The sequence below is a fragment of the Candidatus Margulisiibacteriota bacterium genome, from assembly GCA_041650635.1.
Classification (GTDB): Bacteria; Margulisbacteria; WOR-1; order JAKLHX01; family JBAZKV01; genus JBAZKV01.
In genome coordinates, this window is sequence record JBAZKV010000010.1 from 32,293 (window position 1) to 57,107 (window position 24,815).

Annotated in this window: 22 protein-coding genes and 2 rRNA genes; 16 read left to right on the plus strand and 8 right to left on the minus strand. The window is 48.9% G+C overall.

What is annotated here, in order from left to right; translation table 11 throughout:
• The first annotated feature begins 16 nt into the window (after window positions 1–16).
• The 4 genes from argS (at window position 17) to WC490_04125 (ending at window position 3,955) form a co-directional block, all read left to right on the plus strand.
• Window positions 17–1,582: an arginine--tRNA ligase gene (argS, locus tag WC490_04110; protein ID MFA5097794.1), complete on the plus strand. Its 1,566-nt coding sequence runs from the start codon at window positions 17–19 to the stop codon at window positions 1,580–1,582.
• 2 nt (window positions 1,583–1,584) lie between these two features.
• Window positions 1,585–2,496, plus strand: a complete 912-nt coding sequence (locus WC490_04115) for a branched-chain amino acid transaminase (GenBank protein ID MFA5097795.1) — start codon at window positions 1,585–1,587, stop codon at window positions 2,494–2,496.
• The gene (gene acpS, locus WC490_04120; GenBank protein MFA5097796.1) at window positions 2,496–2,846 is read left to right on the plus strand and encodes a holo-ACP synthase; all 351 of its coding nucleotides are present in this window, start codon (window positions 2,496–2,498) and stop codon (window positions 2,844–2,846) included. The genes WC490_04115 and acpS overlap by 1 nt, the downstream gene beginning before the upstream one ends.
• 62 nt (window positions 2,847–2,908) lie before the next feature.
• Complete coding sequence (locus WC490_04125; GenBank protein MFA5097797.1) at window positions 2,909–3,955, plus strand: AI-2E family transporter; 1,047 nt, start codon at window positions 2,909–2,911, stop codon at window positions 3,953–3,955.
• Here WC490_04125 and WC490_04130 read toward each other — a convergent pair.
• From WC490_04130 to WC490_04140, 3 genes are all read right to left on the minus strand, one after another.
• Window positions 3,952–5,070, minus strand: coding sequence for a type III PLP-dependent enzyme (locus WC490_04130; GenBank protein MFA5097798.1), 1,119 nt, complete (start codon window positions 5,068–5,070; stop codon window positions 3,952–3,954). The genes WC490_04125 and WC490_04130 overlap by 4 nt on opposite strands.
• Window positions 5,067–6,524: a saccharopine dehydrogenase C-terminal domain-containing protein gene (locus tag WC490_04135; protein ID MFA5097799.1), complete on the minus strand. Its 1,458-nt coding sequence runs from the start codon at window positions 6,522–6,524 to the stop codon at window positions 5,067–5,069. Before WC490_04135 ends, WC490_04130 begins: the two co-directional genes overlap by 4 nt.
• A gap of 74 nt (window positions 6,525–6,598) precedes the next feature.
• Window positions 6,599–7,144, minus strand: coding sequence for a peptidylprolyl isomerase (locus WC490_04140; GenBank protein ID MFA5097800.1), 546 nt, complete (start codon window positions 7,142–7,144; stop codon window positions 6,599–6,601).
• Window positions 7,145–7,278: 134 nt separating this feature from the next.
• Here WC490_04140 and WC490_04145 point away from each other — a divergent pair, with 134 nt between their 5' ends.
• Window positions 7,279–7,920 carry an SUMF1/EgtB/PvdO family nonheme iron enzyme gene (locus tag WC490_04145; GenBank protein ID MFA5097801.1) on the plus strand — a complete coding sequence of 214 codons (642 nt, stop codon included), beginning with the start codon at window positions 7,279–7,281 and terminating at the stop codon, window positions 7,918–7,920.
• 65 nt (window positions 7,921–7,985) lie between these two features.
• On the opposite strand, the gene WC490_04150 is transcribed toward WC490_04145, so the two are convergent.
• A complete protein-coding gene (locus WC490_04150; GenBank protein MFA5097802.1) occupies window positions 7,986–8,852 on the minus strand; it encodes a hypothetical protein in 867 nt (288 codons plus the stop codon).
• 117 nt (window positions 8,853–8,969) lie between these two features.
• Between WC490_04150 and fusA the strand changes: the two genes are divergently transcribed.
• The 7 genes from fusA (at window position 8,970) to WC490_04185 (ending at window position 17,323) form a co-directional block, all read left to right on the plus strand.
• Complete coding sequence (fusA, locus tag WC490_04155; GenBank protein ID MFA5097803.1) at window positions 8,970–11,051, plus strand: elongation factor G; 2,082 nt, start codon at window positions 8,970–8,972, stop codon at window positions 11,049–11,051.
• A gap of 62 nt (window positions 11,052–11,113) precedes the next feature.
• A complete protein-coding gene (locus WC490_04160; protein ID MFA5097804.1) occupies window positions 11,114–12,169 on the plus strand; it encodes a hypothetical protein in 1,056 nt (351 codons plus the stop codon).
• A gap of 45 nt (window positions 12,170–12,214) precedes the next feature.
• Complete coding sequence (locus WC490_04165) at window positions 12,215–13,030, plus strand: alpha/beta fold hydrolase (protein ID MFA5097805.1); 816 nt, start codon at window positions 12,215–12,217, stop codon at window positions 13,028–13,030.
• Window positions 13,027–14,505 carry a glycerol kinase GlpK gene (glpK, locus tag WC490_04170; GenBank protein ID MFA5097806.1) on the plus strand — a complete coding sequence of 493 codons (1,479 nt, stop codon included), beginning with the start codon at window positions 13,027–13,029 and terminating at the stop codon, window positions 14,503–14,505. The genes WC490_04165 and glpK overlap by 4 nt, the downstream gene beginning before the upstream one ends.
• The gene (locus tag WC490_04175) at window positions 14,498–15,904 is read left to right on the plus strand and encodes an NAD(P)/FAD-dependent oxidoreductase (protein ID MFA5097807.1); all 1,407 of its coding nucleotides are present in this window, start codon (window positions 14,498–14,500) and stop codon (window positions 15,902–15,904) included. The genes glpK and WC490_04175 overlap by 8 nt, the downstream gene beginning before the upstream one ends.
• Window positions 15,891–16,964 carry an FAD-dependent oxidoreductase gene (locus tag WC490_04180; protein ID MFA5097808.1) on the plus strand — a complete coding sequence of 358 codons (1,074 nt, stop codon included), beginning with the start codon at window positions 15,891–15,893 and terminating at the stop codon, window positions 16,962–16,964. The genes WC490_04175 and WC490_04180 overlap by 14 nt, the downstream gene beginning before the upstream one ends.
• A complete protein-coding gene (locus tag WC490_04185; protein MFA5097809.1) occupies window positions 16,961–17,323 on the plus strand; it encodes a DUF1667 domain-containing protein in 363 nt (120 codons plus the stop codon). The genes WC490_04180 and WC490_04185 overlap by 4 nt, the downstream gene beginning before the upstream one ends.
• Here the strand turns inward: WC490_04185 and WC490_04190 are convergent.
• Complete coding sequence (locus WC490_04190) at window positions 17,301–18,347, minus strand: DUF692 family multinuclear iron-containing protein (GenBank protein ID MFA5097810.1); 1,047 nt, start codon at window positions 18,345–18,347, stop codon at window positions 17,301–17,303. The two genes, WC490_04185 and WC490_04190, sit on opposite strands and share 23 nt — an antisense overlap.
• A gap of 90 nt (window positions 18,348–18,437) precedes the next feature.
• Here WC490_04190 and WC490_04195 point away from each other — a divergent pair, with 90 nt between their 5' ends.
• Window positions 18,438–18,707, plus strand: coding sequence for an FmdB family zinc ribbon protein (locus tag WC490_04195; GenBank protein MFA5097811.1), 270 nt, complete (start codon window positions 18,438–18,440; stop codon window positions 18,705–18,707).
• Here the strand turns inward: WC490_04195 and WC490_04200 are convergent.
• Window positions 18,697–19,044 carry a hypothetical protein gene (locus WC490_04200; GenBank protein MFA5097812.1) on the minus strand — a complete coding sequence of 116 codons (348 nt, stop codon included), beginning with the start codon at window positions 19,042–19,044 and terminating at the stop codon, window positions 18,697–18,699. The genes WC490_04195 and WC490_04200 overlap by 11 nt on opposite strands.
• A gap of 326 nt (window positions 19,045–19,370) precedes the next feature.
• On the opposite strand from WC490_04200, the gene WC490_04205 reads away from it, so the two are divergent.
• The 3 genes from WC490_04205 to WC490_04215 all read left to right on the plus strand — a co-directional run bounded on the left by WC490_04205 (window position 19,371) and on the right by WC490_04215 (window position 23,015).
• Window positions 19,371–22,292 (plus strand): 23S ribosomal RNA (locus WC490_04205).
• Between the two features lie 117 nt (window positions 22,293–22,409).
• Window positions 22,410–22,525 (plus strand): 5S ribosomal RNA (gene rrf, locus WC490_04210).
• Window positions 22,526–22,793: 268 nt separating this feature from the next.
• Window positions 22,794–23,015 carry a hypothetical protein gene (locus WC490_04215; protein MFA5097813.1) on the plus strand — a complete coding sequence of 74 codons (222 nt, stop codon included), beginning with the start codon at window positions 22,794–22,796 and terminating at the stop codon, window positions 23,013–23,015.
• Between the two features lie 14 nt (window positions 23,016–23,029).
• On the opposite strand, the gene WC490_04220 is transcribed toward WC490_04215, so the two are convergent.
• Entirely contained in the window at window positions 23,030–23,287 is a 258-nt protein-coding gene (locus tag WC490_04220) for a bacteriophage holin (protein ID MFA5097814.1), read from the minus strand.
• Window positions 23,288–23,292: 5 nt separating this feature from the next.
• Window positions 23,293–24,639 carry a chloride channel protein gene (locus WC490_04225; protein ID MFA5097815.1) on the minus strand — a complete coding sequence of 449 codons (1,347 nt, stop codon included), beginning with the start codon at window positions 24,637–24,639 and terminating at the stop codon, window positions 23,293–23,295.
• Between the last annotated feature and the right edge of the window lie 176 nt (window positions 24,640–24,815).

Here is a 24,815-nt window from a genome sequence, read left to right on the forward strand (position 1 = left end):
AATCACAGCAAAAGCGATGAAAAAGAAGATAGAAGAACTGCTTAAACAGGCGCTTGGCACAAGCAGCGCGGAAGTTGTGATCCCAAAGGATGGTGCCCATGGCGATTATTCCTCTTCTGTTGCGCTTTCTATGGCTAAACAGGAAGGTAAAAAGCCCAGGGAAATTGCAGAAAGCATCCTTAAGAAACTGGAAAAACTCCCGGGATCGGAAATTCTGAAAAAGGCAGAGATAGCCGGGCCCGGCCACCTCAATTTTTTTATCAAAGATGAACAGCTGGCGGATTTGCTCAGCGAAATAAACGAAGAAAGGCGATCCTACGGCAACTCTAAAGAAGAAAAAGGCAAAAGCGTCCTCTTGGAATTCGTCAGCGCCAACCCTACGGGGCCGCTTCATATCGGGCACGGCAGGTGGGCTGCCATCGGCGACAGCATGGCAAGGATACTTAAGGCCGCAGGGTACAGGGTGCAGACGGAGTTTTATGTGAACAATGTCGGCAGACAGGTTGAGCTCCTGATCCGGTCGGTCCTTTCTCATATCAACGGCACTCCTCTTCCTGCGGACGGGTATGCAGGGGCATATGTCAAGGAGATAGCCGATGCCTGCAGGGACATAAAGCCGGAGGCTCTGAAGGCTGAAGTGCTTGAAATGATCTTAAAGGAACAAAAAGAAACATTGTCTTTGATCAATGTGAACTTTGACAATTGGTTCAGAGAACAGACGCTCCATGAAAGCGGAAGAATCAAAGGAACACTCGAAACTCTTAAGAATAAAGGTCTTGCATACGAAAAAGAAGGTGCCCTTTGGTTCAGGTCCACTGATTTTGGGGACGATAAGGACAGGGTGCTGGTAAGAGAGAGCGGAGAGCCGACTTATTTTGCGGCTGACCTGGCTTATCATGAAGATAAATTCAAAAGAGGCTTTGAGCTCTTGATCAATGTCTGGGGCACGGACCACCACGGTTATGTCAAAAGGCTTGAGTCAAGCCTTGAAGCCCTGGGACACCCCAAAGGCAGCCTTAGGATAATAATCGGCCAGCTGGTCTCTCTTTACAGGGGCAGCGAGCCGGTTAGGATGTCAAAGAGGACAGGGGACATGATTACGCTGCGGGAAGTTATAGAAGAAACAGGAAGCGACGCAACAAGATTTTCTTTGCTGATGACGGGGGCTGATTCACACATGGACTTTGATATTGAACTGGCCAAGAAAAAGTCCATGGATAACCCTGTTTATTATGTCCAGTACGCCCATGCCAGGATCTGCTCGGTTTTTGAAGAGGCAAGAACAGAGCCGGACTTTTCAAGCCTTGATCTGCTGTCCCATGCTTCGGAGCGGGAATTGATCAAGAAACTGGCTGATCTTCCTGATGCGATAGAAAGAGCAGCGGCTTCTTTAGAGCCACACCACATCGCAAGGTATGCAAGGGAACTGGCCGCTCTCTTTCATTCCTATTATCACAAATGCAGGGTGATAACAGACGATCCTGCGCTTACAAAAGCGAGGCTGGCACTGCTTTTTTGCACTCGAATAGTGCTGGCAAATGTGTTAAAATTGTTGGGAAGCAGCGCCCCCGAAAGGATGTAAAGATGAAATACGCTTTCTTCAAAGGCGAGATAGTCCCGTTCCAGGACGCAAAGATATCCGTTATGACCCATGCCTTTAACTACGGCACGGGCGTTTTTGAGGGTATAAGAGGCTATTACAATCCGGAAAAGAAGCAAATGTATATCCTCAAGCTTAAGGAGCATTATGAGAGGTTCTTAAGGTCCTGCAGAGTGCTCAAGATGAAGCCAAGACTTACTGTCGAAGAGCTCTGCCAGGTTACCGTGGAGCTGGCCAAAAAGAACTCGTACCATGAGGATGTATATATCAGGCCGCTGGCCTATAAATCAGATGAACGGATAGGCCTCGGGCTTACCGGGATAGGGGACGACCTGTGCATTTTTCTTTCCCCGTTCGGCGAATATCTTGATATCTCTAAGGGCATCCGGGTCTGCACCTCCACCTGGCGCAGGATAGATGACATTTCTGTGCCAGCCAGGGCCAAAGTGACCGGCTCATATATTAACTCTTCGCTTGCAAAATCAGATGCCATAGAGTCCGGCTTTGCCGAGGCGATAATGCTGTCCCACGACGGCCATGTTGCCGAGGGGAGCGGGGAGAACATCTTTATGGTGCGAAGCGGAAAACTCATCACTCCTCCGGTCACTGACAACATCCTTGAGGGGATCACCAGAGAGGCCATTATGGAGCTGGCAAAGGATAAACTGGGACTGGATACCGTAGAGAGGTCCGTAGACAAGTCCGAACTCTATATGGCCGACGAGCTTTTCTTTACCGGGACGGGGGCGCAAGTTTCCCCCATAATTGAGGTTGACAGGCACATGGTCGGCGACGGGGCAATGGGGCCCATTACTCAAAAACTCCAGAAAGCCTATTTTATCGCCGCAAGAGGCGAGGACCACAAATATCCTCACTGGGTGACCCCGGTTTACTGATGATAAAGGGAACCGGTATCGATATTGTTGAGATCGACCGGATCAAGGCCGCTGTAAAACAGTTCGGTTCAAGGTTCCTCGAAAGGATCTATACTCCCCACGAGATCGCCTATTGCACCAAATTCAACAAGCTGCGCTATCCGGAGCTTTCGGTCCGCTTTGCCGCCAAGGAGGCTTATGCCAAGGCGATAGGCACAGGGATGAGGGGCATCTACTGGAAGGATATAGAAGTTAACAATGACAAAAAGGGGAAGCCATTCCTTAAGATAAGAAAAAAACAGGCAAAAAGGTCTTATCTCACGCTTTCGCACAGCCAAAAATACGCTGTGGCCTCTGTGATCATAGAATGAATCCGTGTTTTGTTGACTTCTTCTTGGGGGCGTAATATCATACAGGAAGCAAGGAGTAGAAAATGGACACAAGGCTGCATTTTAGATGGAAATTGATCCTTATCCCGGTCATCATCCTTTCGGTCCTTTATCTCCTTTTTAAGGTGCCTAGCACTGTGGGGACCTTTGTTGTCGGCCTGCTTATCTACATGATACTCAGCCCAGTGGTCAACAGGCTCTGCCGCATATATGATGTCAGGCCTCTGTGGACGGTGCTTGTGATGCTCCTGTCTTTCTTCTCTATAGGGCTGCTGCTTTCTCTTGCAAATTACCTTATGATGAACGAACTCCCTGACCTTTCAAAACAGCTGCCTGCATTTTCTCAAAGTTTTAATTCTATCCTGGCTCAGGTTGACTCTAAGTTCTCTTTTGTCGACCAGTTCTTTCCGGGCAAAGGCTCAAGCGTATCGCAGAGAATGCTCGGGGGTTTCCTTAACTCCGGGGCGATCGAAGCATTCCTTAACAACTCCACTCAGACCCTCTTCAGGATAATGGCGATGTCATTTTCTTTTGTAATGGCGCTGATAATTTCGGTCTATCTTATACTTGACGAGGGCAGGATACTTGACCTTATAGAAGAAAGGCTCCCTAAAAAATTCCTTACTCTCAATAGGAAGATGTGGCATGATATGGTGTCTTCAATTTCCGGATATTTTATGGGGCTGTTCATACTCGGGCTCATCCTGTTTTTTTCCAGCTGGATAGGCCTGTCGCTTCTAAGGGTACACTATTCGTTCCTTCTTTCTGTGTGGATAGGGATTACAATAATAATCCCGTACCTGGGGCCTTTTATAGGCAGCATTCCGGCATCTGTGATGGCTCTTTCCCAGGGGGTGGCTCCCGGCGTATACACTATTCTATTTTTGACGCTGCTGCAGTTCTTTGTGACCAGCATTCTTTCGCCAAAGATAATAGGTGAGATAATAGGCGTCCATCCGGTACTGGTCATCCTTGCCCTTATAGCGGGAGGCGAGCTCGGAGGCATGGTCGGCATGATAGTGGCGGTCCCTTTGACCAGCGTTGTCCTGATATTTCTGAAGTATTACTGGCCTATGTTTTTGGAGGATTAGACCAGAACGGTCTTTGCGCTGGGAAAGCCGTTAAAGCCCGGCACCGCGGAAGCGGATGAGTAGGCTCCGATATTCTTGACATACACGAGATTGCCGACCTCAAGTTCGGGAAGTTCTTCGCTTACCGAGATCGTGTCAAATGAGTCACAGGTGGGTCCTGCCAGTGTGCTTAGGAATTTTTGCCCCCGTTTGATGGCGTTGAATTGATATTTGCAGTGATCGAACACGGTCCCCGAAAAATCAGCATAGACCCCGTCGTCAAGATAATAATAGTTCTTGTTGTTGCGGAAGGTGCGGCCTACAACACTGGTGACCAGAGTGCCGGACGGCCCTACAAAAAACCTGCCCGGTTCGGCGATCACCCTGATGTTCCTGTCAAAGAGGCGCTTTATCTCCCTTTTTATGACCCCGGCTATCTTTTTGAAGTCGATTTTTTCCCTGTCAAAATGATTGATAGGGAACCCCCCGCCGATATCCAGCATGTTAAGCTTTAATCCGTGCTGCTTTGACTCGCGGAAGATCTGTGAAGTTATCTCGAGCGCCTTGACATAATTGTCCACATTTACGCACTGCGAGCCCACATGAAAAGCCACTCCGGCAGGCTCAAGGCCGAGCTGTTTTGCTTTCTTTAGAAAGAACACGGCCTGGTCGGTGTCTGCGCCGAATTTGAGAGAAAGCTCCACCATGCTGCCGATGTTCTCGACCTTTATCCTTACAAGAACCTTTGCTTTGGGGCAGTTGCGCGCTATCTTGTAGAGTTCCGGCTCGTTGTCAAAGGTCATCAGTCTGACCCCGTGCTTTCTTGCCAGCCGTATGTCCTTTTCCGACTTGATCGTGTTGGCAAAGATGATCTTGTTAGGCTTTGCCCCAAGCGAGAGTACAAGCATCATTTCGTTGGCGGAGGCCGTGTCAAAGCTGCTCCCCAGAGAAACGAAGTGCCTGATTATCTGAGGATCGGGATTGGCCTTTATGGCATAAAAGGGCTCAACGAACGGCAGGCACTTCTTAAAGGAAGCGTACTGCCTGTTAAGGGCCTCTTTGCTGATCAGCATCAGCGGGGTTGAGTGCTTTTTTGCCTGCGACCTGATCAGCTTTTCCAGTTTGTTCTTTTTCATTGCACCAAAAAATTATGGAACTGCCACGGGTCTTTTTCGTCGGTTATATTGCTGTTGTAGCCTTTGTAAAAATCAACCTTTGTTTTTAAAGGCGTCCAGTCAACAGCAGTGGATACGAAAGGCCCAAGATATTCTTTTGCAACAGCAAGGACCTGGTCGTGCGGCAGCTGGTCCGGCACACAGACTCCTTTTTTGGGGTTCCTTATCATCCACATCACAGCCGCTATTACCGAGCAGGCCACCTGCAGGGTAGTGGCATTCTGATGAGGAGCAAGTTCCCTTGATTCTTCTATGTCCAAAAGGCTTCCGACCCACCAGGATTTGAAATCGTGTCCCATCATGAGAACACCGAGCTCGTCCCTGCCGCTGATTATCTCGTCCGTCATAATCCTCTGGTCCTTCTGCAGGTCAAAATTCCTCATCTCGAGTTCGTGCAGGGAATTTATGGCAGCCTCCGACGGACAATAGGCATAATGTACGGTCGGGCGGTAAACTGGCTTTTTGCCCTCCCACACTGTCAGATGGTCCGAAATGGTAAAGGCCTCTCCGTGGCGCACGATCATTCCCGTTATCTCGCCGCAGGGTACCCAGCTTCTGACCCAGGTCTTTATGCCCATCTGCGAAATGCAGATCTGGTTGCCCGGTCCTCCCTGGTGGAACATGGCGCCTTTGGGAAGCCTTTTTTCGTGCGTCCCCCAGCCTAGTTCCGCGGGAGCTATCCCTTCTTCGCGGAATCCCTCGATGCTCCAGGTGTTGACGAATTCGTTAAGCTCCTTGGGCCTGTCCGAGATCTGAGTGTCCCTTTCGCTGATATGGATCACTTTTATCCCCAAAAGTCTTGAGAGGGCAGGGTAGTCTTTTTTTCTAAGAGCCGACTTTATCTCGGGGATCCTTTTGCCTTTCTTTTTTGTTTTGATGAGTTTTTCCGCAATATCAATGAGCCCCACCTTAACAAAGTGGGAAACAAGCCCGGGATTGGCGCCGTGTTCAATTACGGCAGTGGCTCCTTTTTTGTTCCTCCAGCCGTCCACCATTTTCCTGATGGCCATATGCCTAACATAAAGGGTCCTCTCGGTCGGAAGTTTATCTTTTGCTCCCGCATAAGGATCCCAAAGTTCTACGGAGGTGTTTATGTACAGGACATCATGGTCGTGGCACCACTCAAGTATCTCAGTGCATTCTATATTCCAGGCCAGGTCTATTATCATGTCGCCGCTACCCACATAGCCTGCGAGTTTTGTCTTAAGGTTCTTGGGAGTTATTCTGTCGAGTTTGAACTTGACGCCCTGTTCCAGCGCTTCTTCTATGTAGTCCCTGCGGGGCTCAAAATCCATCACGGTGATCTTTTCTGCCGGCATGTCGATGTGCTTTAGGATAAGCGGCACTGTGCACCTTGACACATATCCGCAGCCGATAACGAGTACTTTCCCTTTGAATTTTATTCTTTTGCTCATGATATCAATAGGCCCTCCTTGTGCTTTCTATCAACAAATATATCACAAATGGGAACAGGGGGCAGTTGAGGGGATCAGTCTCTTATGTTGATCTGCTTTATAGTGACGGGGGAAAGCGGCCTGTCGTTCTTTGTCTGCGTCTGCGAGATCTTTACTGCAACATCATAGCCTTTTGTCACCTTGCCGAAGATGGTGTGCCTTCCGTTAAGCCACTGGCAGGGAGCAACGGTTATAAAGAACTGGGAACCGTTGGAGTTTGGTCCCGAGTTTGCCATGGCAAGGATGCCGGGGGAAGAAAAATCAAGAGAATCATCGATCTCATCCTCGAACTTGTATCCTGGGCCTCCAGTGCCGTTGCCAAGCGGATCTCCGGTCTGGACCATAAAGTCCGGTATTATCCGGTGAAAGATCACTCCGCTGTAGAGAGGTCCGTTGCCTGCTTCGTTAGTCTTTGGGTCTATCCACTTGCCTGTGCCGTTTGCAAGTCCGACAAAATTCTTTACGGTCAGGGGCGCCTTGTCAGGATATAGCTGACAGGTTATATTCCCCAGACTGGTCTCGATGACCGCGTAGATATTCTTTGGTTTTGCCATCACATTTGAGTATAAGCCAAAACACATGACGAACGCAACTACTGCTGCCGCCAAACAACTTATTTTATTCATAGGAAATATTATAGTAGACAAAAGGGGGGAAGTCAAAATAGAGAAATTCGGACAAGAATATAGCGATAGATGATTGACAGGAGCTTTGTATGATAATTATTCCGCAAATGAGAAAGATCCCGGCAGGAAGGTTCATGATGGGTAGTGCTTTGCTGGGACAAGCCGAGAGAATGGTCGAAGTTCGTCAGTTCATGATAGGCACTTACCCGATCACCAATTTAGAGTATCGCAGTTATTTGCTAAATTTGGACATGCCAGTACCTGACATATTGCAGGATCCTGAATTTTTTGGACATCCTGTGGTAAATATTCTGTTTTCTGAAGCAGAACAATATTGCCAATATCTGGGGGAAAGGCTTGGAAAGGTCATAAGGCTACCAAGTGCCTGTGAATGGGAATATGCCGCCAGAGGGCCGAGATCCCTTAGCTACCCCTGGGGCAATGAACTGGATATCTCAAAGGCTGTTATCAGAACTTCCGGAACCCGTGATGTCCACAGCTATCTATATGATGTAAGCCCGTTTGGGGTCCGTCATATGGCAGGAAATGTGTCCGAATGGACCTCCGGCATTCGAATTTCAACAGAAAATCCCGAAGAACCTTACAGGGTATTAAAAGGCGGTTCATGGATGGATGTGAACACTTTTTGTTTATTGAGCGCTTACCTGAATTTTGACCGGCCGCGCAGCAAGAGTCCAAAGGTGGGATTCCGTATATTGCAGGAACTTTAAACAAAGGCCCCGACATCTCTGCCGGGGCCCCCTTACTTCTTACTACTTGCTTCTTGCCGCTTAACTTATCCCATCTCCCCCAATCTGCTCATCCACGCGGCTCCGAGGCCCATGGTGCAGATAACGGCGGTAACGAGCTGTCCGAGAACGGGAATGAGGTTGACAAGTGCCATAAGGACCACGCCCCAGATAACTTCTGTGACTATCGGCTGATTATATCTCTTGAAAGCTGCAAGCAGCCTTTTTCCTATAAGCTGTGTTACCGAGATATAGCCAAGGACCACTGCAAGGCCGTAAAGCAGCCATAGGACTGCGATGACAGGGATCCCGATTATCGAGACCAGCATCAGAAGGGTTATCGGGAGCAGAAGGACCCACCAGGCAAGTCCCCAACCCAATGTCTGCCAGGCATGGCGCTCTATTGCCACCGAGGTCCAACCGATCCTCTTTGGGAAAAGAATGCAGACGATAACTCCAAGGGCCAGGACCCCAAGAAAGGCCAGCAGGCTTGCCAGGGCTGTTGCAAAAAACATTAACTGCGGGGCCACCTGGCTTCCCGTATCGACTATGATCCCGAGATTATGCGGCATATTTACCTCCGTTGTGCTTCCGGCCACTTTTGAGCCGGGCTCTCTTTTTACGACCCCGCCTATAGATACGGCATTGCCGTGTACGCGGGCCGACGGTTTGAGTATTACCGAACCTCCGACGGCGACAACATCGTTTATAACTTCGCCTGCAATGGTGGCGGAGCCTCCAACTGCAGTGACGCTGTCGGCCAGAACTCCTTTTGCCAGGACCGCATTACTGCCTATTTTGACGATCTGAGGAGCGTTCAGGACATCGCTTCCCGCGGCTGATGCCGGCACGGGAATGATCAGCGCAAGGAACAGTGCGAACAGACACCGTTTAATACCCCCTCTTGGATCCACTTTATCCTCCTTTCCAAGTTATTATTGGCACTATTTTACAATAGGGCGCCGGGGTTTGCAAGTAAGCGGCTGCTGTGGTAAAATTTATGAAATTTTCAGGAAGGAGCTTTATTCATTATGAAGCAGTATTCTCCTGACAAGATCAAGAACACGGCTCTAATAGGCCACGCGGGATCGGGAAAAACCTCCATATCGGAGGCTTTTTTGTATGATGCAAAAGCCACTACCAGGCTTGGAAAAACTGAGGACGGGAGCACCGTTTCGGATTTTGATCCCGAGGAGATCAAGAGAAAGATAAGCATAAGGGCTACTGTGCTGCCCTTTGAATACAAAGAACACAAGATCAATCTGATAGATACGCCGGGGTATTCGGATTTTATTGGGGAAGCTGTCTCGTCGCTCTGGGCTGCCGATTCCGCGGTGTTCGTTGCCTGCGGCGTCAACGGGCTCGGCGTGGGGGCCTCCTCGCTCTGGCAATTGGCTGACAGGTACAATCTGCCCAGGATCATTGTGGTCAACAAACTGGACAAGGAAAGGTCTGATTTTTTCAGGGTCCTTGACACGCTTAGGGAAACATTCGGCAAGGATGTTGTTCCGGCGCAGATACCCATAGGCAGTGAAGCCGGATTTTTAGGCGTGGTAAATCTTTTGACCAAAAAGGCCTATAAGTTTGAGAACGGTGCCGCTATTGAGACGCCTGTTCCGGATGATATGAAGGATGCCGTTGAAAAATACAGGGAGATGCTGATAGAAGAGGTTGTTGAAATAGATGAAGAACTCCTGCAGGAGTTCATGGACAACAAGCCTATCTCAGACGAAGAAATAGTGAAAGCCTTTCAAAAATCCGTGGACCACAAGCAGGTCTATCCGGTGCTGTGCGCAAGCGCCGCAAAGAACATAGGGATAACGCTGCTTCTGGACGACATAATAAGGTGGCTTCCGGGAGCGGATGAAAGGCAGTTTGAGACGCTGACAGGAGAAAAAGTTCAGTGTTCACCTTCGGGAGCGTTCTCGGCCTATGTCTTTTCAACAGTGATCGAACCGCACATAGGGGAACTTTCTTTTGCCAGGATCTGCACGGGAACAGTGGCTCATTCCTCTGCCGTCTTTAATGCTTCAAAGAACACCTCGGACAGGGTAGGGCAGATACTCTCGATGAGGGGAAAGAACAGGGAAGAGCTGTCTTTAGGAAGCGCCGGAGATATTGTTGCTCTGCCAAAAATGAAAAGTGCAGCTACCGGCAATACTCTGTGCACACAGGCAAAAGCAGTGGTTTATAAGCCTGCCTTGTATCCTGAACCTCTGATGTCGATCTCGGTCAAGCCAAAGTCCAAGGCAGACCAGGAAAAGATGGGGACAGGGCTTAACACCCTAACCCACGAGGACCCCACCTTTAAGGTTTCGCACAATCTGGAGACCAAGGAGACCATAATTTCGGGCATGGGAGATGTCCATCTGGAGGTGATGCTCGAAAAGCAGAAAAGAAGGTACGGGATAGAGATAGAAGCAGGGGCTCCCAGGATACCGTACAGGGAAACGATAAAGGGAAAGACCAAAGCGCAGGGCAAATACAAAAAGCAGTCCGGAGGAAGAGGGCAGTACGGGGATTGCTGGCTTGAGATCGAGCCTCTGCCAAGGGGTTCGGGCTTCCAGTTCGCTGAAAAGATAGTAGGGGGTGCCATCCCAAGGAACTATATCCCGGCCATAGAAAAAGGCATAAAGGAGACCATGTTATCAGGGGTAGTGGCAGGCTATCCGGTGATGGATGTAAAGGTAACCGTATACGACGGCTCCTACCATGAAGTGGATTCTTCGGACCTGGCGTTCAAGATAGCAGGCTCAATGGGCTTCAAGAAAGGTTTTGCGGAGGCAAGGCCAACGATACTTGAGCCGATAATGAACATAGAGATCGTTGTCCCCGACGACTGCGTGGGCGATATTGTTTCTGATGTCAACAAAAGAAGGGGCAAGATACTGGGGATGGACCCGGGCCCGAGCAAACACCAGATAGTAAAGGCGCTTACTCCTTTTTCCGAAATAGCAAAATACGCCTCCGATCTGCGCTCTATCACAAGAGGCAGAGGATATTTTTCCTCAAAGTTCTCCCACTATGAGGAAGTCCCGGCAAAAACGCAGGCGGACCTTATATCAAAATATGCCGCATTAAAAGCGGCAGGGGAGCTTTCTGAAAGAAGCTGAACAGCACCATTAATCGAATAGGTTTTCTTGAAATTATCCGCAAGATCCCTCGATAGATATGCATGACAACAATAAAGGGGATCGACCTGACTGCGCGTCTGAGGCAAATAGAGCGGATGGGTGTATTTACGCCAAGGGAGACGGCCGGCGGAGCGCGCCACATAGACAGGATCCTTACAAGCGGCACGGAGCGTTTTGACAGCCTTGCGTCCCTGCCAAAAATAACGGTTTATAACCTGTCGTGCCTGTTGGGACTGGAGACGGATATTCTAAGAGCTGGAATAGATCCCGATTCATTTTCCTACGAACTGGAGAACAGGCCGATGTACTCCGGAGAGATCCATGAAAGGTTCTTTCGCGGGTATCCTGTAAATAACGGGGCAAGTTGGTCAAGATCGGGAGCAATGGACCTAAAACAGTGTTTGACTCGGACTGGATTTGCTCCGATTGTTTCGGGGGCTGATGTGCTGGCGCTTTGCGGAGGCTACGGATTTGGCCTGCTAAAAGTAGATCCGTTCTTTTCATCGTCAAACATGGTATTGCTTGACGCAAATGCGGACAACATTAGCAGGGCTATTGATATCTTTGACAAGGGTTCTTGCGGCATAATTGCGGAGGAGGAACCGGGATTGCGCTGCAGTACAGAGATAACGGCTGCAGGGATAATCTCTCCATTGCCGCTGTCCGCCGATCAAAGTCTGAATATGATCAGCACGGACTTTCAGGGATATTTTGACGCGGTTAAAGCTTTCAGGGAAAGGACATCGGCTCCTAACACATACAGGCTGTGCCTCTCAGATGCCCGGGCCGGCTTTCACGGGGTCCCTTTTGAGGACGAAACATTCAATGTGATTCTGATGCTTGGCGACTCGGAATTCGCGATGTCCTTGGATGACATGAGCCGCCTGATGTTTGAAGCCGTAAGAGTGTTGAACAGGGAACGGGGAGTTTTTATAATTGAATCAAATCATGTGAGCAGATATGCAAATGCCCTGCAGAATATCAGCGATCGGTTCCCGGCCTTTAGGTTGGGGCTCGTTCCCCTGGCAGGCAATGTGGATACCAATATGACCGTCGCTGTTGTAGGCATGGACCATTTTAATAACAATATGCGTTAAGAGTGCTGTATTTGTCAAAAATCTCGCCTGTGTTATAATCCCTTCATGAAAACCCGCCTTAGCGTTCCGGTCTATTTTGAGCGCAGAGTTAAAGATCCTGACTTTGTCCTTCTCCTCGTTCACGGAATGGGGGCGCATTCCGGAAGATGGGATTTTGCCGCGGACTATTTTCTTAAGCACAACATTTCATCTTATTCCATCGAACTTCAGGGCTATGGGCAGACAGAAGGGACAAAGGGACATATAGACAGTTTTAAGGAATACTATAAGGACCTTTTAGCCCTTTGTCAGATCATTAAGAACGAGAATCCAGGCAAAAAGGTGTGCATACTTGCCGAAAGCATGGGGGCCCTGATCTCATTCATCTTTGCATCGCGGCATCAGGGCCTTTTTAGCGGCCTTATCTGTATCTCTCCTGCCTTTGGCAACGGCATGACAATTTCCTTGTCCGATTACTTAAGGATGATCATGTCCTTGTTCTATAACAAGAAAAAGCGTTTTGTGATGCCTTTTACCTCGAAGATGTGCACGCGCGATGAGGCTTATCAAAAGGCCATGGACAATGATCCAAGGGAACACCGGTTCGCTACTTCCGGCACGCTCTGGGAGATAGTTAAAGCTCAGCTCATGGCGCCTTTTGCCGCAAGAAGGCTCAAGCTCCCGGTGCTGTTTTTGGCTGCGGGGGACATTAGGGATAAACTGGTGAGCGTTGCCGCAGAAAAGAAGATATTTGGCCTGTTAAAGAAGAACGATCCTGCCAACAAATTCATCCAGTATCCCGAGATGCTGCACGCGCTTTCTATAGATGAAGGAAGGGAAAAGGTCTTTGGTGATATATTGGGGTGGGCGAGGGTTTTATGAAATACATCTTATCAATAGATCAGGGGACCACCGGCAGCCGTGCGGTTGTCTATGACAAAAAAGGAAAGAGCGTGGCCTGGTCATACCACGAATTCCCGCAGTATTTTCCAAAGCCCGGCTGGGTCGAACATGATCCCGAAGAGATATGGGAAAGCGTTAACAAGTCCATTCAGGCTGTTTTGAAAAAGGTCGACCCGTCCTCGATCAAGGCTATAGGCATCACCAATCAAAGAGAGACCACCGTTGTCTGGGATAAGAAAACAGGAAAACCGGTCTATAACGCGATAGTGTGGCAGTGCAGGAGAACGGCGGGCAGAGCTGAAGAGCTGAAGGCTGAAGGCATAAGTAGGAAGGTCAAAGACAAAACCGGGCTTCCTATTGATGCATATTTTTCGGCGACGAAGATAGAGTGGATCCTAAACAGGGTCAAAGGTGTAGGGTATAGGGTGCAGAGTGAAAATCTTTTATTTGGCACAACAGACTCATGGATATTGTGGAAGCTGACGGGGGGAAAGGTCCACGCGACGGATTATACGAACGCGTCGCGGACGATGCTGTTTAATATTACTACATTAAAGTGGGATGAAGAGCTGTTGAAATTATTCAAGGTCCCCAAAAGCATGCTTCCTGAAGTCAAGCCCTCTTCCGGTCTATTCGGAAATACAGTAAAGATCGGAAGGCTTCCTGCGGGTGTGCCGATATCCGGGATCGCGGGTGACCAGCAGGCGGCATTGTTCGGACAGACCTGTTTTGAGCCCGGTTCGGTAAAGAACACATACGGGACTGGGGCTTTTCTTCTGTTGAACACGGGAAAGAAACGGGTAAACTCAAAACACGGCCTCATAACAACGCTTGGCTGTGATGCAAAAGGAAGACCGTGCTATGTTCTTGAGGGCTCGATTTTTATAGCTGGCGCCGCTATCCAGTGGCTTCGCGACGGACTGCGGATCATTAATAGATCTTCAGAATCAGAAAAAATGGCTCATTCTCTTAAAGACAATGAAGGCGTGTATTTTGTTCCTGCGCTGACGGGACTTGGCGCGCCGTATTGGAGGCCGGATGCAAGAGGGCTTATAACCGGGATAACAAGAGGAACAAAAAGGGAACATCTGGTCAGGGCCGCTCTTGAAGCCATGTGCTACAGCACAAAAGATGTTATAGCCGCAATGCAAAAGGATTCGCTCCTCAAAATAAAAGAATTGAAGATAGACGGTGGAGCGGCTGCAAACGACTTCCTTTGCCAATTCCAGGCTGATATCCTCGGCTGCCGGGTCGTAAGGCCAAAAGTTATCGAGACCACTTCGCTGGGAGCCGCGTATCTGGCGGGCCTGTCGGTTGGATATTGGAAAAACACGGATGAGATCAAAAAATGCTGGATAAAGGGAAAGGTCTTTAACCAGGCTAAGAATAGATCTAATGCTAAGATGCTTTATGGCGGCTGGATTAACGCTGTGAGCAGAACAATAAATGAGTGACCTTGATGTTGTCATCATCGGAGCAGGCGTTGTCGGAACCTCTATCGCCCGCGAACTGTCAAGATATAAACTCAGTATCGCTGTGCTCGAAAAGGAGATTGAGCCTGCTTTCGGCGTTTCAAAATCAAACAGCGGTATAATCCACCCCGGAACCCAGAACCCTTCAAACTTACTCAAGGGAAAGCTCTGTGTCTTGGGCAACAAATTGACAAGAAAACTCTCTAAGGAACTGGACCTGGATTTTAAGGAAGTAGGGGAGTTGATCGTAATATTTGATGAGGCGGATGCCCCTAAACTTTTAGAGATCAAAGAGGAAGCGGAAAAACTGGGCGTTCCGGGACTAAGGATAGTGGATCGGCAGTGGCTTGATAAGAACGAGCCCAATCTTTCTTCAAATGTACTTGCGGCTCTGTATGCGCCTACCGCGGGCATCATCAGTCCTTACCGGCTGGTTTATGCTCTGGCGGAAAACGCGGCTGCAAACGGGGTGGAGGTGTTCGCAGATGCCAAGGTTGTGCGCATTGATTATAGGGGCACGCGGCCGCGTGCCCGTACGCCAGATCAATATAAATTCATCATATCCACCCCGTTTGCCGAATACAGGTCGCGATATGTCATAAATTGTGCCGGTTTGTTTGCGGACAAGATATCCCGCATGGTCGGGATAGATGATTTTACGATCAAGCCGAGAAAGGGACAGGAATTTCTTCTGGATAAGAAAAAGGAGCATATGGCAAATCATCTCCTTTTTCCCCTGCCGGGCAGGCATTCAAAAGGCGTTCTCATCATCAAGACCTCTGACGGCAATCCTATGATAGGCCCCACGGCAGAAGAGGTTGAGGATAAAGAAGATCTTTCAACTTCTTCCAAAGGCCTTGAGACCGTTCTGGAAAATGTGAAAAAAATGATGCCCTCTATTGAGGAGAACGATATCATTGCATATTTTGCGGGGCTTCGTCCCGTTGCGGGAGAGGATTTTATTATCAGGCATGAGGATAAAGTGCCCGGCTTTATTAATGTGGCAGGGATACAATCTCCCGGCCTTACTGCGGCTCCCGCAATAGCTCTGACGGTAAAAGAATTGCTCAAAAAGAACGGATTGCGATTAAAGAAAAAGCTCTTCTTTAAAAAACATCGCAGGCCGGTCCCGCGTTCGGACGGAGACATTGTCTGCAGGTGCGAGACGGTTTCTGCCGGCCAAATAAAGGATGCGATAAAACGGGGCGCAAGAACGCTTGATGGGATAAAGTTCAGGACGCGGTGTCAGGCAGGAAGATGCCACGGAGGATTTTGCACAGCAAGAGCGATGCGGATATTGTCCGAAGAAACGGGGATCCCTTTGCAGCAGATAACTAAAAGAGGCAAAGGGTCAGAGGTCATAAAAGATGAGAGAGCGTGACCTTGTAATAGTGGGCGGAGGGCCGGCGGGAATGGCCGCTGCCCTGTCCGCATATGAAAACGGGATCAAAGATATCCTGATACTTGAGCGCGACCAGTATCTGGGAGGGATCTTGAACCAATGTATTCACACAGGATTTGGACTGGAATATTTTAAGGAAGTTCTTACGGGGCCGGAATACGCGGACAGATTCATTAACAAAGTCAAAGCGGTCGCGGATATCGAGGTCAGTCTTAAGACATTTGTTGTGGGTTTGAAAGTTTGTGACCCGAACATGAATGTTCGGCTCCAACGGTCTGAACGGGAGCCGACGCTTCAGCGTCGGGATCTAGTTATTTCCTATATTAAACCGGGAAAGAGGGAAAAGATCAGGGCTAAGGCTATTATAATGTCTACCGGGTGCAGGGAGAGAACAAGAGAGATGATCCATATCCCCGGCACGCGCCCCGCGGGCATCTTTAACGCGGGCCTTGCTCAAAAGATGATAAATGTAGAGGGCTGGCTGCCCGGGAAGCAGGTCATCATAATCGGCTCAGGGGATATCGGGCTGATAATGGCCCGTAGGTTAACCCTGGAAGGGGCGCAGGTAAAGGCTGTTATAGAGGTGGAGAATAGATCCAGAGGCCTTGCAAGAAATATCGCTCAGTGTGTGGAAGACTTTGACATACCTATCTATTACCGCCATAAGGTCGCAAAGATATACGGCAAGGACAGGGTGGAAGGTGTTGATATTATTAAGGTGGGTGATGATTTGCGAGAGGTTCCAAACAGCGGCTTTACGATAGATTGTGATACCATTCTCGTTTCGGTAGGATTAATTCCCGAGAATGAATTAATAGAAATGGCTGGCGTTGAAATAGACAAGAAAACTAATTCCCCGGTCTCAAAACAACTTAACCAGACCTCTGTTCCCGGAATATTTGTTTGCGGCAATTCGTATAAGGTCTATGACATAGTGGATTCCGTCACAAAAGACAGCTATGAATGCGGCAGAACGGCGGCGGAGTATCTGAGCAGGGGCAAGGGGCAAGGGTATAGGGTTCAGGGGGCTAAGAGATGATAAAAACATTGACATGCATAGAATGCCCAAAGGGCTGCAGACTTTCTGTTGAAGTGGAGAATGGTAAAGCTGTAAAAGTGACAGGCAATCAATGTGCAAAAGGCGGCAAATACGGGAAAAGCGAGGTCGAAAACCCCGAGAGGATACTGACCTCTGTAGTTTCGGCGGAAGGCCTTCAGCTAAGAATGGTGCCTGTCAGGACCAATAAACCTATTCCAAAGTCCAAACTTTTCGAGGCAATGGAGAGGATAAAGAAAATGAAGCTAATAAAGCCGATAAAAGCCGGAGAGGTCTTAGAAAAGGATTTTGTGATCTCAGGAGTTGATCTGGTTGCGACTAGAACCCCAGGACCATTCTGAAAAAGGTCGCCATTACTTCGGCATCCCGGTGGACCGATGCTTTGTCGGCAGCCTCAAAGTTAACGGTCAGAGGCGATGGATTACCTGCCCTGTGCCTTTCAGTAATAATAAGTTTAACCACAGAAAGAAGCTCTAAAGCTTCGGGAGAATCAAGCGCGCTGCTCAACGGCCTGTGGCAATCGATCCAGACGCCTTCATCTTCTTTTACTGGCAGTGCGATGTGGAGTTCCCTGAAACGCTCTATTCCGATCAGATCTATCAGATCCTCAGCGTATTTAACGGAACCTCCTCTTGCAGCTACATTGTTGGCCGTTACCATTGCGTGCCCTATGTCAAACAAAAAGGAACACCCCGATCTTTTGAGGATCGAAGCGATAAAAGAAGGTTGTGTTACATGTTCGTATGAGCAGGCTCCCGATCCGGCTGGAGTTTTATAATCCATATTTTCCAGTAATATAGGAAAACCCGCTGAAGTGGGCAGATTGCTATTGAGAGCCTCCAGCGCGTCAATGAATCTCAAGAAAACCTCATTTTGGTCAAGAATAGCGCATTCAGGGTAAGAAATGCCAAGATCGTAGTCAAGCCTTGTTGTTTCGCAGGCATCGCACAGATGAAATGAAATTGCTGCAAGGTCCCGTCCTTCCAAAAACCTGTAAAGACGGCTTTGCGGCTTGCCAAGATAATCCGCAGTTAGCGGGCAGCAAAGATTTGGCATGAACCTGGTGCCTTCATTATCAAAGAGGAACACGGCATGCACGCTGGTTTGGTCATCCGGCAGAAAATGAGGTCCGGGTTCGGGATCTTCTGCAAGGTTCCAGTTGACTATCTCCCTGTGGACTATCCTTGGGTCATCCCCGAAAAGTCGGGAAAACTTTTGTGCTGCTGTCCTTGCTCCCCGGTTCTCGGGAAGGTTAAGGTCCATCCTGAGGTCCCTGGTAAAACTGAACCTGATGTTGGCTGAGGCCAGCGCTTCTAAAAACCCTGTTTTGAGCGGCTTTGTCGTGTATGATCGTGCAATTCTCAAGCTTTCCCCTTTATCTGTTCAACGATGCAAATACAAACATCTATCGGAGACATTTTAAGAAGATTTCATATCTGTTATAATAATAATGAAATGCCAATATACGAATACAAATGCAGAAAATGCGACAAGATATTTGAGGAGTTCCAGGGTATCCATGAAAAGCCGCTTAAATACTGTCCCGTTTGCAAGGGAAGGCTTCAGAAGCTTTTTTCTACGGTAGGGATCTCATTTAAGGGATCTGGGTTCTATGTGACAGACAGCAGAAAGAGCGCGGCCTCCTCTAAAAGCGTTCCTTCCGGTAAAAGTAATATACCCTCAAAACCTGCTTCTCTAGCGGTAAAGCCGTCTGTCAAGGAATAATACCCGGAAAGAGCCTGTCCAGGAAAGCTGTTATATTAGGCAACTGCAAAATTATTACAATAACAAGACCTGCAAGTCCTGTTACGGCGTTCACATATTTGCCGTTAATTTCAAAAGCCGACCTTGCTATTGACAGAAGGGCTCTCGGGCACCCTCTGCAGAAAAAATATCTATCGGAGGGGTATGTGCAGATAACCTCGTCAAAGTAAAGGCATTTTCTGCCTCCGCTCTTGGGAGGCTCCACCGTCCTGGCCTGCGCCGACTTTCCCTCAAGATGGACCTCTAATATATCTTCGCCCATGGCCTCCACCTCTTTGCCGTATATCGCTTCAAACACTGCCGAATTTCACTTTTTTGCATTGTCTATTGACAAGTCCTCTGATATGTAGTAAATTATTATCTGTATGGTGAAAAACAGCACCTGACAATTCAGGATCTCACGGGCAGACCGATGACAGCAATACGCGCCGTGAGGCGCTTTTTCTTCGCCAAAAAGTCCTGAAGCCGAGAACGGAGTTCAACGTTTCAGATGGCTTTGAACCTTGAAAACTAAATAAGGTGATCCGCGCAATTTTTGTGTGTGATAGATACAGATTATTTACAACTGCCTGCCCGCAACGCCTACGCGTAGCGGTGGCAGGCGGGCGTTAATATGTGGTTGTGGGACAAGATATTAAGGGCACATGGAGGATACCTAGGCTACTTGAGGCGAAGAAGGACGCGTGTGGCGGCGATACGCTCCGGGGAGCTGTCAAACAAGCTTTGATCCGGAGGTCTCCGAATGGGACAACCTGCTCCGTTTAATAACGGAGCGTCACAATCGCGAACCGGACGAACTGAAACATCTTAGTAATCCGAGGAAAATAAATCAACCGAGATTTCCAGAGTAGCGGCGAGCGAAATGGAAACAGCCTAAACCTTGTAAGATCATAGCCTGCAGGCGTTTTTTACGAGGTGTCGCGGGGCCCCCTTTTTCCGGCTGCAAACGGGAAGAAAAGTTACAAATCCTTATCCTAGCAGAAGTCTTTGGGAAGAGACGCCATAGAATGTGATAGCCATGTAAGCGAAAAGGTAAGGACTTTTTGGGGAGTTCCCAAGTACCACGGGACACGAGAAATCCTGTGGGAATCCGGGTGGACCATCATCCAAGGCTAAATACTACAAGTAGACCGATAGCGAACTAGTACCGTGAGGGAAAGGTGAAAAGAACCCCTGGTGGGGAGTGAAATAGAACATGAAACCGTGTGCCTACAAGCAGTCAGAGGGCCGACTTGTCGGCCTGATGGCGTGCCTATTGAAGAATGAGCCGGCGACTTACTGTCAGCAGCAAGGTTAGGCCTTCAAAGCCGAGCCGCAGCGAAAGCGAGTCCTAAGTGTTTGGGCGCATAGTTGCTGGTAGTAGACCCGAAACTGGAGCGATCTATCCTTGGGCAGAGTGAACCCCGATGAAAATCGGGGGGAGGCTCGAACACGTTGACGTTGAAAAGTCATGTGATGACCTGAGGATAGAAGTGAAAAGCTAATCGAGCCCAGAGATAGCTGGTTCTCCCCGAAATGGTTTTAGGGCCAGCCTCGAGGTTATCTTTGCGGAGGTAGAGTACAGTTTGGACTAGGAGACCGGAAGGTTTACCAAATCCTGGCTAACTCCGAATGCCGCAGAGTTTTACTCGGGAGTGAGTCTGCGAGGGATAAGCTTCGTGGGCAAAAGGGAAACATCCCAGACCGTCAGCTAAGGTCCCAAAATATAAGCTAAGTGGATAAGGAAGTGGAGTTCCTTAAACAGCCAGGAGGTTGGCTTAGAAGCAGCCACCCTTTAAAGAGTGCGTAACAGCTCACTGGTCGAGGAATTCCGCGCCGAAAATACACGGGGCTAAAGCTTATTACCGAAGCTACGGACTATACCTTGATTTATCAGGGTAAATTGGTAGGGGAGCGTTCTATTGTAGGATGAAGTCTTTGCGTAAGCAAGGGTGGACGAAATAGAAGTGAGAATGTCGGCATAAGTAGCGAAAAGACAAGTGAGAATCTTGTCCGCCGAAAATCTGCGGTTTCCTGGGGAAGGCTCGTCCGCCCAGGGTAAGTCGATACCTAAGCCCATCCCCGACGGTTGTCGGGGGCAAGCGATGGATAACAGGTTAATATTCCTGTACCGCCTTATGCAGTTAACTTTCATGGGGACGCGGAAGGATAGACCGGCAGCTTATTGGATTGTTGTTTGTCCCGCAAGGGGCATCGATCCTTTGACTTGTCAAAGGGGAAGCGGTCGAATCGTTCTGACGAGAAAAGCCATGTCTGTTTGCATAGGGTGATCGTACCATAAACCGACACAGGTGGATTGGCTTATAAGCCAAGGCGCGCGAGATAACCCTCTCTAAGGAACTAGGCAAAATGGCCTCGTAACTTCGGAAGAAGAGGCGCCCCGACTTAGGTCGGGGTCTAAGACATCAGGCTTCTGCAACTGTTTAACAAAAACACAGGTCTCTGCAAACCGGTAACGGGATGTATAGGGGCTGACACCTGCCCAGTGCCGGAAGGTTAAGAGGAGAGCTGCGATCATATCAAGGTTTGAATCGAAGCCCCGGTGAACGGCGGCCGTAACTATAACGGTCCTAAGGTAGCGAAATTCCTTGTCGGGTAAGTTCCGACCCGCACGAAAGGTGTAATGATAGAAGCGCTGTCTCGGAGAGGGACTCGGCGAAATTGAGATGACTGTGAAGACGCGGTTTACCTGCGCCAGGACAGAAAGACCCCGTGGAGCTTTACTGTATCCTAGCTTTGAGTTTCGATGTGATCCGTGCAGCATAAGTGGGAGACTTTGATCCCGGGCCGTCAGGTTCGGGGGAGTCGTCAGTGAGATACCACTCTGGTCTCGTTGGAATTCTAACCCGGAATGTTGAATTCTGGGAACAGAGTTAGGTGGGCAGTTTGACTGGGGCGGTCGCCTCCTAAAAGATAACGGAGGCGTTCAAAGGTTCCCTCAGCTTGGTTGTTATCAAGCGTAGAGTGCAAAAGCATAAGGGAGCTTAACTGCGAGACGTACATGTCGAGCAGATACGAAAGTAGGATTTAGTGATCCGGTGGTTCTGAATGGAAGGGCCATCGCTCAACGGATAAAAGTTACCCCGGGGATAACAGGCTGATCTCCTCCAAGAGTTCACATCGACGAGGAGGTTTGGCACCTCGATGTCGGCTCGTCGCATCCTGGGGCTGTAGAAGGTCCCAAGGGTTGGGCTGTTCGCCCATTAAAGCGGTACGTGAGCTGGGTTCAGACCGTCGTGAGACAGGTCGGTCCATATCCGGCGCAGGCGGAGGAAATTTGAGAGGAGTCGTTCCTAGTACGAGAGGACCGGAACGAACTGACCTCTAGTGTACCGGTTGTCACGCCAGTGGCACATGCCGGGTAGCTATGTCGGGAAGGGATAAACGCTGAAAGCATCTAAGCGTCAAGCCCACCTCAAGATTAGATTTCCCATCCCGGTTTACCGGGAGTAAGGGCACTCGAAGAATACGAGTTTGATAGGCTGGGGGTGTAAGTCCCGTAAGGGATTCAGCTGACCAGTACTAATCGCCCGAGGTCTTGTTCCACTTCCACATATTAGCGCAGCAAAGATCTGTAGTGGATCACCTTATTTAGTTATCAAGAGCGTTCACGCTGAGCGATCACGAGCGAGCGTGAGCGAGTCGAGTGAGAGTCGAAGCGGTCCTGGTATTTATACTGGAGGGGTCACACCTGTTCCCATTCCGAACACAGCAGTTAAGCCCTCCGAGGCCGATGGTACTTAGTCCTTGCGGCTAGGGAGAGTAGGAAGATGCCAGGACCTTATTATTTATTTAGAGCACAGAACTTAGAACACAGACCACAGAACACAGTTAAGAAAATAGTTAATAGTATAGCGCCTGTGATCGGTGCTCGGTGATCTGAGTTCTGTGTTCTATGATCTAAGCTCTAAGTTCTCCCCAGGTTTCAAAACCCCAAATCACAAACTCCAAATCCCAAGCAAATTCAAAATAACAAATTCCAAACCATCCGGATGCTATAATACTTCCGTGGCTTGATAATCAATAATAGGGAGGAGGCCCCATTTTATGGCAGAGTTAGGCTTATTGTTCCTTTTGGCGGGCTGGCTTATGCAGTTGTGGAAAGTATATAGGGGCAACCGGGAGATAAGCTTGCGATTTATGGCTCTATATACTGTCGGAGTACTTATGCTTGCCGCTGCAAACTTTCAGGCGATGATGCCCCTTGCGGGATGGCTTAATCTGGTTTTGCTGGTACCAATAACATTGATCGCATTCTGGAAAAGATGAACTTTCGCAAAGACCTATTTCTTTCCCATATCCAGCATCCAGTTATAAATGACCGCAACCAGCCATCCTCCGATGCCGGCGTCAAAAAATGCCCAGATCATCCCGGTTAAAGCTCCTATAAGAGTAGGCTTATAGCCCAGATATAAGGAGCCCAGGCCTTTCATAAGTCCCGTTCCCCAGCTCAAGTAAGTGCTCATCAATGCCAGAGCAAACACCGCTCCGGCCCATATGATACCCAAAGTCAGCCCAAACTTAACAGAATCCAATTTCATTTAACTCACCTCCCTTTGTCTTTTATTTTCCGTATCAAGTTGGAAATGGTGCCTGTAATGCTTTTCTTCCTAGGCATAAAAGCGATATTAAGATTTTCCATGATCTCTCCTGTCTTAACCTGGATAGACTGGGATTTCTTTATCGACAATATCTGCGAAGGATATACGCTCCTGTGTCCCGTCATGAGAAAGCTTATTATGCAGGCTATGGTTGCATAAGGAGCCACGACAGGACCGAATAACTCCACCGCCATTATGCTGGCTGCTATGGGAGTATTTGCCGCTCCGGCCAGAAGGCTTACTAGCCCGATTGCCGCAAATGTTGCCACATCAAGCCTGAATATGTTGGCAAAAAGGGCGCCGGCCGTTGAACCGATAAAGAATATCGGGGTAATTATGCCTCCGCTTCCGCCAAATCCAAGAGTAATGGAGGTGAAGACCATCTTCATCAGGAACGAATACCACACGGAAACCGTTCCCCCTAGATTAGCCTGGATCGTATCAAGACCCAGTCCCAGATATTGTGTGGAAAATATCAATGCAAGGCAGACAATGGCAGTTCCTCCCACAAGTGCTTTTACCGGTTCCCATATTCTTATTTTATCCGATAATCTCTTGCCAAGATCCAATATCTCTATGAGAAGGAATGAACATATGCCGAAAAAGACGCCGGCAAGCATTACTTTGATAAAAAAGTATTCGCTGAACATGGGGGCCAGTTTTATCGGATTGTGGAAGTATGTTATGCCCAGAGCTGATGAAACCTCAAAAGCCATTATACCGGCAACAAAAGAGGGGAGCAGCACGTCATAAAGTATCTGACCCACAAAAAGGACTTCCACTCCAAAGATGGCCCCTGCGATCGGAGTCCCGAATACAGAGGCAAAACCCGCGCTGATGCCGCAGATGACAAGTTTTCTCCTGTCATTGTTGTCAAACCTGAAAATATCAGCGAAGAAAGAAGCCAATGAACCTCCTATCTGGGCGCATGGGCCTTCTTTTCCCACAGAACCGCCGAAAGCAACGGTAACTATTGTTGTAATAAACTTTACGGGGGCCACGATCAGTTTGATCTTGCCGAAATTCTTATGCACTGCCTCGATGACTTTTTCCGTTCCGTGGCCTTCGGCATCGGGAGCAAGATATTTTGTTGCTATCATGCTTAATGCCATTGCGAAAGGAAGAAGAAGGAAATAATAAGAAAACTGCCCGGCTCCGGCAACGCTCCAGTTAAGGGTCTTTAAAAAGAGCGTCGTGCCTAGCCCTACCACAACACCTATGATTGTCGATAAAAAGATCCATTTAACCACGCTAACAAAAAGTATCGATTGTTCCCTGAGCCTGCTGTACACCAGTGCCTCCTTACAGATGTGCTATGTCTTCAGGATGGTACAAGAAAAATGGAGGCACGCGGATTCGAACCGCGGACCTGTCGCCGCAGGCGACCGTTCCACCAAATGACCAAGCTTAAAAAATGGTGGAGGCACGCGGATTCGAACCGCGGACCTGTCGCCGCAGGCGACCGTTC

Bases quoted from the DNA above. Each gene is read 5' to 3' on its own strand.
- argS (MFA5097794.1), top strand. From the start codon at position 17: ATGAAAAAGAAGATAGAAGAACTGCTTAAACAGGCGCTTGGCACAAGC.
- WC490_04115 (MFA5097795.1), top strand. From the start codon at position 1,585: ATGAAATACGCTTTCTTCAAAGGCGAGATAGTCCCGTTCCAGGACGCA.
- acpS (MFA5097796.1), top strand. From the start codon at position 2,496: ATGATAAAGGGAACCGGTATCGATATTGTTGAGATCGACCGGATCAAG.
- WC490_04125 (MFA5097797.1), top strand. From the start codon at position 2,909: ATGGACACAAGGCTGCATTTTAGATGGAAATTGATCCTTATCCCGGTC.
- WC490_04130 (MFA5097798.1), bottom strand. From the start codon at position 5,070: ATGAAAAAGAACAAACTGGAAAAGCTGATCAGGTCGCAGGCAAAAAAG.
- WC490_04135 (MFA5097799.1), bottom strand. From the start codon at position 6,524: ATGAGCAAAAGAATAAAATTCAAAGGGAAAGTACTCGTTATCGGCTGC.
- WC490_04140 (MFA5097800.1), bottom strand. From the start codon at position 7,144: ATGTGTTTTGGCTTATACTCAAATGTGATGGCAAAACCAAAGAATATC.
- WC490_04145 (MFA5097801.1), top strand. From the start codon at position 7,279: ATGATAATTATTCCGCAAATGAGAAAGATCCCGGCAGGAAGGTTCATG.
- fusA (MFA5097803.1), top strand. From the start codon at position 8,970: ATGAAGCAGTATTCTCCTGACAAGATCAAGAACACGGCTCTAATAGGC.
- WC490_04160 (MFA5097804.1), top strand. From the start codon at position 11,114: ATGACAACAATAAAGGGGATCGACCTGACTGCGCGTCTGAGGCAAATA.
- WC490_04165 (MFA5097805.1), top strand. From the start codon at position 12,215: ATGAAAACCCGCCTTAGCGTTCCGGTCTATTTTGAGCGCAGAGTTAAA.
- glpK (MFA5097806.1), top strand. From the start codon at position 13,027: ATGAAATACATCTTATCAATAGATCAGGGGACCACCGGCAGCCGTGCG.
- WC490_04175 (MFA5097807.1), top strand. From the start codon at position 14,498: ATGAGTGACCTTGATGTTGTCATCATCGGAGCAGGCGTTGTCGGAACC.
- WC490_04180 (MFA5097808.1), top strand. From the start codon at position 15,891: ATGAGAGAGCGTGACCTTGTAATAGTGGGCGGAGGGCCGGCGGGAATG.
- WC490_04185 (MFA5097809.1), top strand. From the start codon at position 16,961: ATGATAAAAACATTGACATGCATAGAATGCCCAAAGGGCTGCAGACTT.
- WC490_04195 (MFA5097811.1), top strand. From the start codon at position 18,438: ATGCCAATATACGAATACAAATGCAGAAAATGCGACAAGATATTTGAG.
- WC490_04215 (MFA5097813.1), top strand. From the start codon at position 22,794: ATGGCAGAGTTAGGCTTATTGTTCCTTTTGGCGGGCTGGCTTATGCAG.
- WC490_04220 (MFA5097814.1), bottom strand. From the start codon at position 23,287: ATGAAATTGGATTCTGTTAAGTTTGGGCTGACTTTGGGTATCATATGG.